Source organism: Burkholderia sp. CpTa8-5, from assembly GCF_017815045.1.
Taxonomy (GTDB): domain Bacteria; phylum Pseudomonadota; class Gammaproteobacteria; order Burkholderiales; family Burkholderiaceae; genus Burkholderia; species Burkholderia sola.
In genome coordinates this window covers 247743-263463 of the sequence record NZ_JAGIQD010000005.1, presented here as the reverse complement: position 1 = coordinate 263463, position 15721 = coordinate 247743, and the positions used below count along the sequence as shown (strand labels likewise).

The following is a 15721-nucleotide window of genomic DNA, read 5'->3' as shown; positions in this document are numbered from 1 at the left end:
AGCGCAGTGGTGGTTCAGAAGGGGCGCCGCGCATGCGATGCACGGCGCCCCCGGGTCGCTTCATCGCCGCTTGCTCAGTGGCCCTGCAAGCGGATATCGCGCGACGACGCGCCGACATACACGGTCCCGCCCGGCACGAGCTTCCAGCCGTTGCGCGACGTATCCCACACGCTCTGCATCCGTGGCGACACGGTCACGCGCACACGCCGCGCCTCGCCCGGATTCAGCCGGACCTTTTCCCAGCCGACCAGCCGCTTCGGCGGCTCGTCCTTGTACGGCACGCCGAGATAGACCTGCGGTATTTCGGCGCCGGCGACGCGCCCGTCGTTGCGCACCGTGAACGCGACGCTCAGCGAGCCGTCCCATTGCTTCGACACCGACAGGCCCGAATACGCGAAGTGCGTATACGACAGGCCGTAGCCGAACTCGAACATCGGCTTGATGTTGCGCGCGTCATACCAGCGGTAACCCATGTTCAGTTTTTCCGCGTACACCGGGTCGGGGTCGAACGTGCCGTTTTGCCCCCACGTCGGCGAGTCCTGATCGCGTGCCGGGAACGTCACGGGCAGCTTGCCCGACGGATTGACCGCGCCGAACAGCACGTTCGCGATCGCCTTGCCGCCGGCTTCGCCCGGATACCACGCCTCGACGATGGCCGACACGTTGTCCTTCCACGGCATCAGCACCGGGTTGCCGCTCTGGACGACGACGATCGTATGCGGATTCGCACGCGCGACGGCTTCGACGAGCGCATCCTGGTTCGACGGGTTCGCGAGGCTCAGGCTCTGCAGATCGCCGAAATCCTCGCCGGCCGGCTGCGCGACCACGACGATCGCGACATCCGAGCGGCCCGCGAGCGCCGCGGCCTGATCGATTTCCTGCTGCGTGTATGCGCGGAACGGCGACTGCTGGTCGCTGTTGCCTGCATACGTGACCTGGGCGGCCGGCGCCAGCGCGCGGATCGCCGCGACGATCGGCACGTCGACCTTGAGCCACGGATTGCGCCACCAGCTGCACCCGGTCGACGACCCGAACGTCAGGCCGCCGCAGCCGGCGAACGAACCCGATACCGGGTCGCGCGTATTGCCCGAGCCGCCGCCGGACAGCACGGCCGCATCCGCATGGCCGCCGATCACGGCGATACGCGACAGCGCCGACGCGACCAGCGGCAACTGGTTGCCGTCGTTCTTCAGCAGAACGATCGACTGTTCGGCGGCCGCCTGCGCGAACCGGTTGCCGGCCGCGAAATCGATCGTGCCGCCGCCCTGGGCCGGATCGTCCATCACGCCGACGCGGATCATCACGGCGAGCTTGCGGCGCACCATATCGTCGAGGCGCGCGGTCGACACCGAGCCGTTCGCGATCGCCTGCTTGACGGCCGTCGGCGTCAGGTACACGCTCGGCCCGACGTCTTCTTCCTCGTCGAGGCCGGCGTTGATCGCGGCGGCGGTGCTGTGCGTGGCGCCCCAGTCGGACTGCACCTGGCCCTGGAAGCCCCACTCGTTCTTCAGCACGTCGTTCAGCAGGTGAGGGTTCTCGCACGCATAGGTGCCGTTCAGGCGGTTGTAGCTGCACATCACGCTGCCGGGCCGGCCGCGCTTCGCGGCGATCTCGAACGGCAGCAGGTACAGCTCGCGCAGCGTGCGCTCGTCGATCTGCGTATTGCCGCCCATCCGGCCGTGTTCCTGCTCGTTGCCGGCGTAGTGCTTGATCGTGGCGATGACTTTCTGCCGCTGCGTGGCGAGCGTGCGTTCGGCGAGCAGGTCGCCGGCGAGCAGCGGATCCTCGCCGAGATACTCGAACAGGCGGCCGCCGCGCGGCTCGCGCGCGAGGTTGGTGCCGCCGGCGAGGCCCATGCCGAATCCTTGCGCGCGCAACTGGATCGCGACCTGCTTGCCGAAGTCGTACGACAGCCGCCGATCCCAGCTCGCGGCGACCGCGATCGTGGCCGGGAACGTCGTGCTGGCCTGCGACGTGCTGCCGGAGCCGGTCGCCGAATCGACCATGTTGAGATCGGGAATGCCGAGCCGCGGCACGCCCTGGATGTAGCCGGCGCCGCCGCCCGGCACCTTGGACATTTCGTATTGCGAATGAATGAATTGTAGTTTTTCGTCGAGCGTCATCTTGCGCACGAGCAGGTCGGCGCGCCGTTGCGCGGCGGCTGACGCGAACGTGTCGGTCGCGTCAGCCTGCGCATTGAAATCGGCGTCGCCGGCGTAGGCGGTGGTGCAGAGGGTCGCTGCCAGCACGACGGCCGGCCAGAGTGTGTCCCGCATGTTGCTCTCCTGATCGTATTGCCGGTTGTTGGAATGATGTCTGGAGTTGCGTACGTCCGGCGGATTCGCACCGGACGCATTCGGCTGGCGATGCAGGGTGGTTGCGCGTCGGCATGCCAGCCAGGCGGGGAATCGTTACGGCCGGTTGGGCTCGATCGAGCAACGCGGACGGCGACGCGGACCGTCCGATGCTGCCGAATCGGATGTAGCGATTCTCTGCAGCGACTAATCGTACGAATGTAGTTTGACTACAGCATCGGTGTTTCTACCGATACGTGTGATCTTTATTTCGTAGGGACGCGCGGCGGGGCGGAAAGGCGGTCATCGTTCCCGATCGGGCCTGCGCGGCAGAGTAAGAATTGCCTGCGCATGGGGCGCTCGGAGGGGCGGAAGGTCGGGACGTGTATGCCCGTGCGATATGGTTCGTTGCGCGCGCATCGAACGGAACAGCGTCGGATGCCGGTCGCCCCGTGCGGAAACCGGCGCAGCACCGACAGTGGGCTAGCCGCGTCGAGCGACCGGACTGCCGGGCATCGGAATCCCGGCGCGATAGACGACGGTGGCGAGTGCCGCGGCGACCGCCGCCTCGGCCATCAGCACGGCGACGGCGGCGCCCCGCTCGGCGAAATACCTGGCGAGCACGGGCACCAGCACGATGTTCAGAATGCCCGACGACATCAGGATTCGCGTGAATGCCGACTTCATCCCGAGCGGCAGCATCGTCTGCACACCGAACAGGTCTGTCATGCCGGCCATGAACGGAATGAAGGCCATCCAGCGCAGCACCTGGACCGTCGGTTCGTACGAAGGGCCATACAGGATCCGCACGGCGAGCGGCGCGCCGAAGAAAATCGCGAGCGAGATGCCGAGCACCATCGCGACCTGCACGACGAACAGCTTGCGCAGGAACGAGAACGCGTCGTTGCGCGCATGCCGCATCAGGTAGCTGATGCGCGGATAGGTGGCGGCCTTCAGCGGCTGCAGCATGCTGAGCGCCGCGCGGATCAGCTTGTCGCCGGCGGCGAAGTAGCCGGCCGCGACGTTGCCCGACACGAAGCCGAGCAGCACGGTGTTGGTCGACGCATAGAAGGCGATCGACGTCGACGCGAGAAACACCTGCCAGCCGCCCTTCAGCGATTCGGCGATGTCGGCCGCGCCGACGCGTACGAAGTCGATTTCACGGTTGAGGTACAGATAGGCCGCCAGCGCGATCGCGGACAGCGTCGGCACCGCTGCGTTGACGATCATCGCGCGGTCGATGTCCGCCGGGCTGTGCACGAGCGCGAACATGGCCGGCAGGCTCAAGATGCGCCCGACGAACAGGATCATGCTGAGCGCGCGCAGCTTTTCCATTCCCTGGAAATACCAGCCCGGCGTGAACGCCACGCCGGCGACCATCCCGAACCCGATCAGCAGCAGGTCGCGGTCTTCGCCGAAGCGCTCGACCGCAAAGGTCAGCGCGACGAGCACGACGAAGCAGATCACCGCGATGCCGATCTGCGCGTATAGCGTCGCCCAGAAGATGCGCGAGCGTTCGGCGCGGTTGTCGCGAGCGAGCGCGATGCGCGGCGTGGCGGTCAGGTCGAAGCTGTAACTCGTGCAGTTGGTGAGATACGCGATGACGGCGAGCGAGAACGCGAGCTGCCCGTAGCCTTCGGGCCCGAGGGCGTGCGTCAGCAGCGGTGCGATCAGCAGCGGCACCGCGTACATCGAAATCTGCAGCGTCAGCAGCAGCAGGAAATTCTTCTTGAGGTTTGACATTCGCTGGGTCGGCGCCGTGAGTGTCGCAGTACGGCGGCATGGGACCGCGGTGCGCGCGTGCATCCGGTCGGCGCTGACCCGGGTTGCATGGGTGGGTGGCGCGTCCGGCGTCGCCGGGCACGGCCACATCGTATGGCGGCCATGATACGGGCCGCACGGGACGACTATGTTCGCGAGCCTACCGTTCGCGGATTCCGTTCGTGCGCGCGGCATGAATCGCGGCACGGCGCGCGTCGGCGTGCGTTGTTGTCTCGCGACAGCGATGAATCTATTTGTAAGCTGCCGCACCGAAGGACGTTCGAACCGAGTGCTTTAATCGATCGCACTGTTTTGGTTCACGGTGCAAACCGCCCGACGATGCCTCGGGCACGCAACATCACCTCCCGCGGGCATGGGGAGCAGGGCAACGCATGGAACCGGGCGGGCCGCGCAGGGGCGCGGCGGGGGCCGCTGCCGCGCGTTCATCGACGAGTCGCACGATCGTGGATCGCTCATTCCGGTGGAGCGGCCCGAACGCGTGTCCGCGTCCGATAAAAATACCGATCCGAGGAGTACCGATTGAAGCCGATTACGTTCGGCAGCTGCGTGGGGTGGCTGCACGAAGGACAGACGACACAAGGTGTGATCCTGTGCGAATCGCTGGGACACGAGGCATCGTGGACGCACAAGCTCATGCGGGCGATCGCCGAGCGCCTTGCCCGCGACGGCGTCACGGTGTTGCGATTCAACTATCCGTGCACTGGCGATTCCGCGGGTGACGACCGTGACGCCGATCGGTACGCCGCGACCGTCGGCAGCATTCACGATGCGATCGATCTGCTGCGCGACCAGGTCGGTGTCGGGTCGCTGACGCTCGTCGGAATCCGCGCGGGCGCGCTGTTCGCGATGCTGGCCGCCGCGGGCGACGGGCAGCACCCGTCGCCGCGCGTCGACGCATTGGTGGCGCTCGCGCCGGCCGTGCGCGGACGCGCTTATCTTCGCGAGCTGTCGTTCGTGCATCGCCAGTGGCTCGACGTCACGTCGCCTGCGATTCGCACCGCCCATCGTGACGAGCCCTGCATGAACGTGCTCGGGCACCGCTTTCCGGACGATTTCGTCGCCGCGTTGAAGGCGGTCGATCTGTGCGACGTCGTGCGCGCTGCCCCGAGGCTGCCTGATGCGATGCTGCTGATTCAGCCCGATCAGGACGGACCTGCGTTGCGCGATGCGCTGCTCGCGCGGGGCGTGAACGTGGCGGCCGATCCGTTTCGCGAATGGCCGACGACGATGCTGGACGGGACGCGCTCGCGCCTGCCGCTCGCGGCCATCGACACGCTCGCGCGCTGGATCGGCGAACGCGTGCCGCGCACGGCCGCCGGCGTCGACCCGATGTGGCGGCATGATCCGCCGTGGAACGGCGAATCGGCCGCCGCGCTCGACATGACCGACATGACCGAGCAGGTCGTCGCGGTGGGGCCGGACCGGTTGGTCGGCGTACTGTGCCGTCCCGCCGATACGGGGCCGGCGAATCCCGCCGCTCCGGCGCTCGTGATCGCGAACACGTCGACGAATCCGCGAAGCGGCGAAGGGCGCTTCAGCGTGCGCCTCGCGCGGACGCTTGCACGCGCCGGCGTCACGACGCTGCGGATCGACGTGAACGGCGTCGGCGACAGCGGCGCGGCTGCGCTCGACGACCAGTCGCGCGTCGTGTATTCGGCGCAGTCGAGCGACGACGTGGCGGCCGCCGCCGACTGGCTGCGTGCGCTCGGCCATCCTGACGTGGTCGCGGCCGGCATCTGTTCCGGCGCCTATGCGGCATTGCATGCGGCCGTGAAGACGCCGTCGCTCGGCGGCGTGATCGCGATAAACCTGGCGCGCTTCGTGTGGCCGGCCGGGCTCTCGCTCGACGCGGTGCAGAAGCAGCGGAACAACTCGGTGCGCGGTTACTGGCTGTCGGTGCGCGACTGGCAGAAGTGGAAACGCCTCGTGCGCGAACGGCGCGATTTGCGGCCGATCGCGCGCGCCGTCGCCGCCAATGCGATCGCGCGAGTCAGCGTGCCGGTGAAGGAGGCGGCCGCGCGCGTCGGCTGGAAGCCGCGCGCCGGCACCCCACGCGGCGTGATGCACGTGCTTGCGCAACGCAATGTCCGCACGACCCTGGTATATGGCGCGCTCGATCCCGGCATCGACGATGTCCGGCGCCACTTCGGCGCGATCGAGCACGCATTCAGATGCTCGCGTCACGTGCGGCTGCACCTCGAGCCGCAGGTCGATCACGCGGTGTACGGCGCGGTCGGCACGGACATCGTGATCGAGCGGTGCTTGCAGGCGCTCGGTCGCGACTTGACGAGGCCGGCCGTGCACGTTGCCGATCCCGTCGCGCGTGAAGCGGCAGCGGGATCGTACGCAAACGTGTCGGTCGGCAGCCCGTGATGCGCGCGGTGCCGCATGCGTCGGCGCTTTTGGGGCGCGATCCACGCTTCGTATGAAGATCGACGTTCGGTGGGGTCGCTCACAGACGCGCCGTTCGCCGTGGTGTCCAATCCCTTATCGATGCATGCACGGTCGTGCCGCGGCATGACCGGCCGGGACGGGTCAGTCGCGATCGCCCGGCTCCGCATAGGGTGATTTCGCGTAGGGCGATGCGTACAACGTGTCGCTGCGCCATACGTCGTCGGCGGGCGCATGGGCGACCTGCGCGCGATGTGGCCGCGTCGGCACGAGCGGCCGGCGCAACGCGACGCGGGCCCGCGTGTCGGGCTGGACGGCGGCGCTCGCGGCTGAACGAGCGATCGCGGGTGCTGTCGCCGCAGATGCAGCCGCGGACGCAGCCGCGGCGGGTTCGGCGGCCGCACTCGCGCCGGCAGCTTGCGCCGAGCGTTGTGGCGGCACCGGCGCAACGAGCGTCGACGACGCGAAGGACGCTGTGTCGGCAGCCGTGTCGGACAGGGTTTGCGCACCGGCGGTACAGAGGAAGCCGGTCGACACGATGCAGACGAACGGCGCAAGCGACGAAGAGAAGTTCATGACGGATCGTACGGAATGACGTGCGGTGAAGAGGGTGGTGCGGCATGCAAGCTGCAATGCAAGCCGCGCTGGGCAAGCGTAATGCCGGAATTCGCCGCGTTCGGCGGGTTACCGCACAGTTTTGGAAGGACACCATGTCAATCACCACGCAACCGGAATCGACGCGCGGCACGCCGCGGCCCGGCGCCCGTCGCGCACCGTGGCTGTCGCGCATGGCGATCGTGGCGGCCGCATGCGCGCTGAGCGCATGTGCGCTGTCGCCGGGCATGACTTACCGCGCGCCGGCGGAGCGCGACGCGAATGCGCGCGTGAGCGCCGACGCATCGGGTTCGGGCGGCCTCGACGGCGTGCAGAACGTGTCGAGCGAGGATCTGATCGAGATCACGCCGGCATTCGTCGCCCAGCACCAGGCGGGGCGGTCGGCCAATGTCGACGCGGAGATCCGCCGGCTGTTCGGCAAGCCGACGCCGTATACGATCGGCCCCGGCGACGTGCTGGGCATCGTCGTATGGGACCACCCCGAATTGAACCTGCCGACGACACAGACGCTCGGCGGCGGTGACGGCGTCGGCGCCAGCTCGGTCGCGACGGGCTATACGGTCGACGCGACCGGCAACGTCCAGTTCGCGTATGCGGGCCTCGTGCACGTGGCGGGATTGACCGAGGCACAGGCGCGCGCGCTGCTGACGAAGCGGCTCGGCGAATACGTGCGCAAGCCGCAGCTCGCGCTGCGCGTGCAGAGCTACCGCAGCAAGCGGGTCTATCTCGACGGCGAGGTGCGCACGCCGGGTCTGCAGATCGTCAACGACATGCCGATGACGCTGCCCGAGGCGATCGACCGCGCGGGCGGTTTCACGCCGACGGCCGATCGCTCGCAGGTTTCGGTGACGCGCGGCGACACGACCGTGAACGTGAGCCTGCCTGCCCTGATCGCGGCGGGCGTGAATCCGTCGAACATCCTGTTGCGCGACGGCGATCTCGTGCGCGTGCGTGCGGCGAGCGACGCGAAGGTATTCGTGCTCGGCGAGGTATCGCGGCCCGCGACGCTGACGTTGACCGACGGCCGGATGAGCCTCGGCGAAGCGCTCGGCGACACGGGCGGCGTAAGTCAGTACACGTCGGATGCGCGCCAGGTGTTCGTCGTGCGCCGCGGCCCCGACAATCGCCCGCGGGTGTACCACCTCGACGGCAGCTCGCCCGCGTCGTTCGCGCTCGCCGACCAGTTTCCGCTCGAGCGGCGCGACGTCGTGTTCGTCGATGCGTCATCGCTGGTGCGCTGGAGCCGCGTCGTGAACCTGCTGATTCCGTCGTCCGCGCAAGGTGCGCTGACGGCGAAAGCCATTTCGCCGTGATGCCCGAGGCGGATTTCGTGACCGCGACCGTGCGTCGCGCCATACGGGACTGATGCTGTATGAACACTTCGACCCTGCCTGACCCGCACAGCGGGCGCATTCTGCGGCCGTCCTATCCGGTGCGCCGCTACTGGAGCATGCTGTATGGCGGCCGGCGACTGATCGTCTGCACGGCGCTCGCGGGCGCGCTCGCGGGCGGCCTGTATGCGCTGTTCGCGGCTCCCGTTTACCGCTCCGACATCCTGTTTCAGGTCGAGCAAAGCCAGACCGATTCGAAGCAGACGTCGCCGCCCGGCGATCCGTCGTCGGTGTTCGATCTGAAGACCGATGCATCGACCGAGATCGAGGTGCTCAAATCCCGTGCGGTGCTCGACCGCGCGATCCAGAGCACGAACCTCGCCCTCGACGCACGGCCGCATTACCTGCCGCTGATCGGCTGGCGCTTCGTGAACGCGGCCGACGGGCTGTCGTCGCCGTTGCCGGGCGGATATGTGTATGGCACCGAGCGCATCGACGTGCCGACCTTCGACGTGCCCAAGCGCCTGCTCGGCAAGCGCTTCGCGCTGACCGTCGGCGACGACGGCGCCTACACGCTGCAGCGCACGGGCTTTTTCGGCCGGAAAGGACCGGCATGGCAGGGCCGCATCGGCCAGCCGCTGCACGTCGAGACGCCGCAGGGGCCGATCGACGTGTTCGTGCGCGACGTGGCCGGCCAGCCCGGCGCACGCTTCGACCTGACGCGCTACAGCGACGAGGAGGCGACGACGTGGCTGCAGAAGAACGCGCTGATCTCGGAGCGCGGCAAGCAGTCGAACATGATCGGCGTGACGCTCGACGGCATCGATCCCGTGCACGACAGCCGTGTGCTGAACGCGATCGGAGATGCGTATCTGGCGCAGAACACGCAGCGCAAGTCCGAGGCGGCCGACAAGCTGATCCGATACATGGACGGCCAGTTGCCGCAATTGAAGGCGCAGCTGGAAGCGGCGGAGAGCCGCTTCAACGCATTCCGTGCATCGCACGGGACGGTCAATACGAGCGATGAGGCACTGGCATTGCGTCAACAGTCGGTCGACATCGAGACGCGCGTGCAGACGCTGCAGCAGCGGCGCGAGGAACTGCTGACGCGCTTCATGCCGAAGCATCCGGCCATCGTGGCCGTCGATGCGCAGCTCGCCGATGCGCAGCGCTCGCTCGACACGGCCCGCAAGCAGATCCAGCAACTGCCGACCGTCGAGCAGGGCGTGCTGCAACTGCAGCGCGACGTGGCCGTCGACACCGCGCTGTACACGAACCTGCTCAATACGCGCCAGCAGATGGTCCTCGCGCGTGCCAGCAAGACGGGCACCGTGCGGATCGTCGATACGGCGAAGGTCGCCGAGCAACCGATCGGTCCGCATCGCGGGGTCGCGGTGGTCGGCTTGCTGATGGTCGGCCTGATGGCGGGCGCGGCGATCGTGGTCGCCCGGCAGCGTGTCGTTGGCACGATCGGCGACGCGGAGGAAATCGAGTGGGCGACGGGTTTGCCGGTGTTCGCGACGGTCCCGCACAGCGCCGTCGCGGCACAAGCGGAGCTGCGGTCAAAGGTGCGCCGGCGCGGCCAGCGCATGCTGGCGACGCAGGCCCAGGCCGACGGACAGGATGCGGCGCTCGAAAGCCTGCGCAATTTCCGGGCGGCGCTGCAACTGTCGATGCCGGCCGCATCGAATCCCGTCGTGCTGATTTCCGGCCCGACGACGGGCGTCGGCAAGTCGTTCGTCGCGGCCAACATCGCGTCGCTCGTGGGCGCCGCGAAGCGGCGCGTCCTGCTGATCGATGCCGACTTGCGCAAGGGCTCGCTGCACGACCGGTTCCGCTATAGCCGCGCGCCAGGGCTCTCCGACGTGGTGGCGGGCACCCACACGCTCGACGACGCAATCAAGCGCGGCGTCGCACCGGGCCTGGATTTCATCGCGATGGGCAACGTCGTTCCCGATCCGGGCGAACTGCTGCTGCAGCCCGCGCTCGCCGAACTGATCGAGCGGGTCGCGTCTCGCTACGACATGGTCGTGCTCGACGGCCCGCCGTTGCTCCCGGTCGCCGATGCGCTGGTGCTGGGGCGCCTGGCGGGCACCGTGTTCCTCGTTGCGCGGAGCGGCGTGACGACGTTGACGGAACTCGATGAAAGCGCGCGGCGGCTCGAGCACGCGCATATCGGCGTACGGGGCGTGATCCTGAACGACTACAAGGGCGCGCCGGGACGGTACGACTACGGCTACAACGATGCGAACACGCATCAGGCCACGTCCGGGTTGACGGGGATGATGGCGTCGCGGCAACGGGCGGAACGCCCGTCATGAACCGGCGAGCGGGCAGGGCTGGAGCCGGGCCGCGACCAGGCCCGGCGACGTTGCGCGGGATGGCGCGCGTGCGCGGTGCGGCGGGTGGTTACACGGGCTACTGGTGGGAAGATCCGGCCCGGCTCGTGCTGATGTTCATCCTGCCGTTGTACGGATTGCTGTCGCTCAGCCTGCTGGGCGACCAGAAGTCGATCGCGAGAATCTATTTCGACGGCTACTACGCGTTCGTCGGCGCGCTGTTCCTGATGGTGGTGGCGGCCACGGCGTGGCTCGCGACGACCGAAGCGCGGACGCGGCGCGGGCCGCCGGAAACGCCCGTCGAGGTGCCGCCGCGCGTGCTCGATTGCCTGTTTGCACTCGCGCTGTTCGGCAATCTCGTGATGATGAGCGGAGTCATCGCGCGTCCGGCGCTGCTGCTCGAGTTCCTGCACGGGCAGGCTACCGCGTACGACATGCTCCAGCAGATCGGTCGGATCACCGGGTTGAGTTCGTTCACGCAGGCGACGGCGCCGTTCGTCGCGCTCTATTTCTACGTGTTCCGAACGCCGGCGAAAGGCCTGAACCGCTACAAGATCTACATGGCCGTGCTCGCGGTGCTGACGCTGCTGCGCAGCTTCCTGTTCGCGGAGCGCCTCGCGTTGATCGAGATGGTGATGCCGCTCGCGTTGATGGTCGTGCGGTTCCGGCTGCACGGCCGGTATGCGCGGCTGCTGACGCTCGGGCCGTACGCGGCGATCCCGCTGTTGTTCGCGCTGTTTATCGCGAACGAGTACAACCGTTCATGGGAAGCCTATTACGTCAACATCTACGACAACATCTTCGACTTCGCGCTCGAACGGCTCGGCCTGTACTATTCGACGTCGCTGAACAACGGTGCGGGGATGCTCGCCGTGCTCGGCTGGGGGCAGGGCCATCCGATGTTCACGTTCGATTGGCTGATGCGCTTTCCGGTGATCGGCGCGACGTTCCAGCCGTGGTTCGATTCGAGCGACAGCTTCAACCTGTTTCTGAACAGCTACGCGGACCCGGAATTCAACAATCCGTCCGGGATCTTCGTCCACTTCTATGAATGGGGCTGGTTCGGGCTGCTCGACGCAGCCGTGCTCGGCTGGATGGTTGGCCGCAGCTATGCGGGCTGGCGCAGCGGCAACGGATTCTGGTGCTGCGCGCACGCGGTGCTCTACGTGTCACTGATGGAAATCATGCGTACGCCAAATCTGTTCAGCGGACGCAATTTCCTGCCGATCGTGTTGCCGATCATCGTGTTCCATTGGTTCGGGAAGCGCCCGGCGGGCGTTGGGCCTTCCGGGCATACGGGATCCGGACGCGGGACGCGCGCCGCGGAAACGAACGAGCGGGGCGGCAGTGCAACGGCATAGCAGCTCGCAGGGCGCCCGGACCTCGGGATGATCGCGCGAAGCTCAAGCGGTACGCGTTCGTACCGCCGTGTCGCGTCCTGGCCACGCGGGGAAGCCGGCAACGTGCGCGAAGCCTGTCCGCAATGCGACCAGATAGACGACGATCGGGATCGCGACACCGGCCAGCGTGCCGAGTACGAGGTGTAAGGCGAGATCGGTGATGCCGGCGCGCATCAGCACGATCCGTACGGCCGCCATCGCGAAGATGTGGGTCAGGTAGATCGGCATCGATGCGCAACCGATTGCCGCCAGCCATGCCGCGCGTGCCGGCTGCGACGCATACCGATGCGCGAGTTGCAGCGTCAGCGCGATGCCCGAGAACGCGGCGGGAAGCGCCCAGATGCTCGTCGCGCCACCGAAGCCGTGAGCGAATACAACTGCGGCGACGAATGCCGTTGCCGTGGCGGCGCATGCGGTTGGCCCGCTGTTGCGCGCGAGCCAGCCGGGCAACGCCTGCGACGCAAGGACGCCCGTCACGAAGAACGGTGCGTTCATCAGCGTGATCGACAGGATGCCCCACTGCGTCGCCGCGCCGAGTACCAGCCCGAGCACCGCGCATCCGGCGAGCCAGCCGCGCGCCCGCGATGGCATGGGTGAACGCGTCGTATTCGGCACGGCCGCCGCGAAAGCCCGGATGCCGAGCATGCAGAGCATCAGCGCGTACAGGAACCAGAACTGTGCGAACGGTCGCCAGCCGATCGCCAGCAGGTCGTCCAGCGTGAACGGATGATTGGTGCCGTGCGACGCCATTGCAATCTGCACGGCGCCCTGCGCGATCGACCACAGCAGGTACGGATACACGATCGTCCTGATCTTCGACCACAAGAAACCGTCCGGCGCGCGGCGCAGCGAGCTGCAGACGTGCAGGCCGGACAGGAAGAAGAACAACGGCATGTGGAACGTGTAGATCACGTAGTCGGTCCACGCGAATGCCGTGTCGGCCGCGCCTGTCGGCACAAGGTCGGCGGAAACGGCACCGCGCAGCACGTGGCCGTATACGACAAGAATGATTCCCGCGCCGCGGGCGACATCGAGGCTGGTTTCGCGAGCAGTCATGATGAAGGGGCGGTCGGCCCGTCAGGTTCCGCACCGCCGGGATATCGGACAGTCGTTCACTGTATGGCGGACCGATGCGCAGGACAGTGCGGTGGGCGACAGTGGAGCGTCGTGCAGCCCGACGGATGGCCTACAACCCCTCGAATATCGCCTTCATCATCTCGGCGCTTCGGCTCCAGCGATACTTCTCCGCGTGCAGGCTTCCCTTGCGTTTGAGCTCGGCTCTGAGTGCGTCGGAATCGAGCAGGCTCCGCAATTTCCGCGCGATGTCGTCCTGCGAATACGGATCGCAGTACAGCGCCGCATCGGCACAGACTTCCGGCAGGGCCGCAGATTTGCCGACTACGACCGGGCAGCCGTAGCGCATCGCCTCGAGAGGCGGTATGCCGAAGCCTTCGTAGATCGACGGATACAGGAAGCATGCGGCGTGCTGATACAGCGCCTTCAATTGTTCGTCGCTGATATAGCCGACGTACTTGACGTTCGGTTCCGCCGCCGCCATGAGGTCCTGCTTGCCGAACACGGTGGTGTTCTGCATCCCGACGATGACGAGATCGACCGACGGATCGTCGATCTGCCTGAACGCCGCGATCAGCCGGCCGAAGTTCTTGGTGGGATTCATGCTGCTGACCGCGAGCACGAACCGGTTCGGTGTCAGCGCATGCTTATCGAGCACGCTGGTGTCCGGTTCCAGGGTGTCGAGATGATCCGCGCCGAGCGGCACGACGCTGATCTTTTCCGCGGCAACCCCGCAGTGATGCGCGAGGCGATCCCGCGAGAAATAGGAGTTGGTCAGCACGCAGACGGAGGTTCGCGCCAGGATCCAGAACATGACCCGGTACCACATGCGAAACGGGCGGGAGAAATGCGCGGGGGTGTCGAACACGGCCGCGTCGTGCATGTAGATGATCTGGTTGCCGATGAAAATGGATGCCGAATTGCTGAGATTGACGATGCGGCCGCGGCGTGCGAACAACGGGAGCACCAGCTGTTCCCACACCACGCCCTTGTAAAAGCCGACTTCGACCATCTTCGCTCCGCTTACCTCGATGCCCGGCTGCGGAGGCACCAGCACGGTTACCGGATCCTGCGGCTGAAACTTGATCAATGCGGCGATCAGCTCGCGTGCGACGCGTTGCACCCCGGTTGTCTTCTGCGTGGTGAATCGGCCGTTGTATACGAGTGGCTTCGGTTTCTTGAACGAGATCATGTCCATAAAGGGATATCGAAATCAGGCTTTGACGTGATCCGCTGCAACCGGCTTGAACTCGCGCGTGTCGACGCGCGGCTCGTCGGTGCCGAGTCCGTAAAGCGCATGCCATTGCCGGAAGATCGCGCTCATCGAAAACCGCTGAATGGCCCGCTTTCGCGCGGCTTCACCCATCCGCTCGCGAAGCTGCCGATCGTCGCGAAGGGCGGTCACGTACTCGACCATCTCGTCGGCGGTTGACGCGACATAGCCCGTCACACCATGAATCACCACGTCGCGATTGCCGACAACGTTCGTCACGACGGCCGGAATTCCGGCAACCTGCGCTTCGATCAGCGCGACCGGCATGCCTTCCCAGCGGGAGGTCTGGACATAGATGTCGAGTTCCGACGTCAGCGCCAGCGCGCGTTCGCGGGTTACCCAGCCACTGCATGCGACGGCCTCGCGCGCGGCGGAATCCGGGATCTCGGCCGCGTTGCCGCCGATCCACAGAAACTCGACGCTGGCGCCGTGCAACATGTCGGCGAGTCGCACGAATGCTTCATGGTTCTTCTGGAACGACGCGCGACCGCTCATCCCGATCACGACCTTGTGGTCGTCGCGCGTACGGCGGGCCGGAATCTCCGCGACGTTCACGCCGTTTTCCACCAGGACCGCCGATCTTGGCCTGACTTTTCCGTTGATCTCGCCGAGCTCGCTGCCCGAGCACGCGACAATGGTGCCGCCGATGCGCGCCGCGATGCGCTCGAAGCTCAGATAAGCGAACTGCTTGATGGGCGACACGTCGCAGCGCAGGAATGACAGGCCGTGTGGCGAGTAGAGAACCGTTGCATTCGGGGCGGCGATCCGGGCAGCGATACGTCCCAGCACGCCGGCCTTCGACGAGTGCAGATGAATCGCGGTCGGCTTGCAGTCGCGCAGGGTACGGACGAGCGCGTGCACGCTCCGCAGATCCTGCCGGACGTTGACCTCGCGCACCATGTCGACATAGACCAGCTTCACGTCGGGCCGGAACAGCGTCGAGAAATCGGCCGGCGTTTCCGGCCGGATCGCGTGCAGCACCGTCACATCCACGCCGGCCGCGGCGGCATGGTTGGCGAGATAGGTGAGCATCGACAGCACGCCGCCGCCGAATGCTTCGGCAATATGAACGATCTTTTCCTGGGTCATCTCTCGGTCTGTCGATTCGGTCGCGCTGTTCGTTACCCAGTGCGGCGATGGGGGGCGGCGTATCGTCAAGTCGTCAGCGGGCCACGCATACCGTACGTCCGATCAATTACGCATTCCTGATTGATTGATACGC

At 66.8% G+C, this 15721-nt stretch carries 10 protein-coding genes; 4 read left to right on the top strand and 6 right to left on the bottom strand.

All coding sequences use genetic code 11. From position 1 onward, the window contains the following. Positions 1 to 74: 74 nt before the first annotated feature. Both J8I35_RS10980 and J8I35_RS10975 read right to left on the bottom strand, forming a co-directional pair. Entirely contained in the window at positions 75 to 2276 is a 2202-nt protein-coding gene (locus J8I35_RS10980) for a glycoside hydrolase family 3 C-terminal domain-containing protein (RefSeq protein ID WP_209925378.1), read from the bottom strand. Positions 2277 to 2777: 501 nt separating this feature from the next. Beyond that, positions 2778 to 4037 carry an oligosaccharide flippase family protein gene (locus tag J8I35_RS10975; protein WP_050010854.1) on the bottom strand — a complete coding sequence of 420 codons (1260 nt, stop codon included), beginning with the start codon at positions 4035 to 4037 and terminating at the stop codon, positions 2778 to 2780. 558 nt (positions 4038 to 4595) lie between these two features. On the opposite strand from J8I35_RS10975, the gene J8I35_RS10970 reads away from it, so the two are divergent. Then, positions 4596 to 6449 (top strand): alpha/beta hydrolase, encoded by a 1854-nt coding sequence (locus tag J8I35_RS10970; RefSeq protein WP_209925376.1) that lies wholly within the window; start codon positions 4596 to 4598, stop codon positions 6447 to 6449. 162 nt (positions 6450 to 6611) lie between these two features. Here J8I35_RS10970 and J8I35_RS10965 read toward each other — a convergent pair whose 3' ends face one another. Then, entirely contained in the window at positions 6612 to 7043 is a 432-nt protein-coding gene (locus J8I35_RS10965; protein WP_209925374.1) for a hypothetical protein, read from the bottom strand. Between the two features lie 134 nt (positions 7044 to 7177). Between J8I35_RS10965 and J8I35_RS10960 the strand changes: the two genes are divergently transcribed. The 3 genes from J8I35_RS10960 to J8I35_RS10950 are packed head-to-tail and all read left to right on the top strand — an operon-like array spanning position 7178 to position 12113. Beyond that, positions 7178 to 8395 carry a polysaccharide biosynthesis/export family protein gene (locus J8I35_RS10960; RefSeq protein WP_050010859.1) on the top strand — a complete coding sequence of 406 codons (1218 nt, stop codon included), beginning with the start codon at positions 7178 to 7180 and terminating at the stop codon, positions 8393 to 8395. Positions 8396 to 8454: 59 nt separating this feature from the next. Then, positions 8455 to 10734: a polysaccharide biosynthesis tyrosine autokinase gene (locus J8I35_RS10955; RefSeq protein WP_209925372.1), complete on the top strand. Its 2280-nt coding sequence runs from the start codon at positions 8455 to 8457 to the stop codon at positions 10732 to 10734. Continuing rightward, positions 10731 to 12113 carry an oligosaccharide repeat unit polymerase gene (locus J8I35_RS10950; protein WP_245170195.1) on the top strand — a complete coding sequence of 461 codons (1383 nt, stop codon included), beginning with the start codon at positions 10731 to 10733 and terminating at the stop codon, positions 12111 to 12113. The genes J8I35_RS10955 and J8I35_RS10950 overlap by 4 nt, the downstream gene beginning before the upstream one ends. 42 nt (positions 12114 to 12155) lie before the next feature. Here the strand turns inward: J8I35_RS10950 and J8I35_RS10945 are convergent, their stop codons facing one another. The 3 genes from J8I35_RS10945 to J8I35_RS10935 form a co-directional block, all read right to left on the bottom strand. Continuing rightward, complete coding sequence (locus J8I35_RS10945; protein ID WP_209925370.1) at positions 12156 to 13208, bottom strand: acyltransferase; 1053 nt, start codon at positions 13206 to 13208, stop codon at positions 12156 to 12158. Between the two features lie 130 nt (positions 13209 to 13338). After that, entirely contained in the window at positions 13339 to 14418 is a 1080-nt protein-coding gene (locus J8I35_RS10940) for a glycosyltransferase family 1 protein (protein ID WP_209925459.1), read from the bottom strand. Between the two features lie 21 nt (positions 14419 to 14439). Continuing rightward, positions 14440 to 15588, bottom strand: coding sequence for a glycosyltransferase (locus J8I35_RS10935; RefSeq protein ID WP_209925369.1), 1149 nt, complete (start codon positions 15586 to 15588; stop codon positions 14440 to 14442). Positions 15589 to 15721: the final 133 nt, after the last annotated feature.

What these genes read in the sequence shown, in the direction of transcription:
- J8I35_RS10980 (WP_209925378.1), bottom strand. Translation starts at nt 2,276, where the DNA reads ATGCGGGACACACTCTGGCCGGCCGTCGTGCTGGCAGCGACCCTCTGC.
- J8I35_RS10975 (WP_050010854.1), bottom strand. Translation starts at nt 4,037, where the DNA reads ATGTCAAACCTCAAGAAGAATTTCCTGCTGCTGCTGACGCTGCAGATT.
- J8I35_RS10965 (WP_209925374.1), bottom strand. Translation starts at nt 7,043, where the DNA reads ATGAACTTCTCTTCGTCGCTTGCGCCGTTCGTCTGCATCGTGTCGACC.
- J8I35_RS10960 (WP_050010859.1), top strand. Translation starts at nt 7,178, where the DNA reads ATGTCAATCACCACGCAACCGGAATCGACGCGCGGCACGCCGCGGCCC.
- J8I35_RS10955 (WP_209925372.1), top strand. Translation starts at nt 8,455, where the DNA reads ATGAACACTTCGACCCTGCCTGACCCGCACAGCGGGCGCATTCTGCGG.
- J8I35_RS10950 (WP_245170195.1), top strand. Translation starts at nt 10,731, where the DNA reads ATGAACCGGCGAGCGGGCAGGGCTGGAGCCGGGCCGCGACCAGGCCCG.
- J8I35_RS10945 (WP_209925370.1), bottom strand. Translation starts at nt 13,208, where the DNA reads ATGACTGCTCGCGAAACCAGCCTCGATGTCGCCCGCGGCGCGGGAATC.
- J8I35_RS10940 (WP_209925459.1), bottom strand. Translation starts at nt 14,418, where the DNA reads ATGATCTCGTTCAAGAAACCGAAGCCACTCGTATACAACGGCCGATTC.
- J8I35_RS10935 (WP_209925369.1), bottom strand. Translation starts at nt 15,588, where the DNA reads ATGACCCAGGAAAAGATCGTTCATATTGCCGAAGCATTCGGCGGCGGC.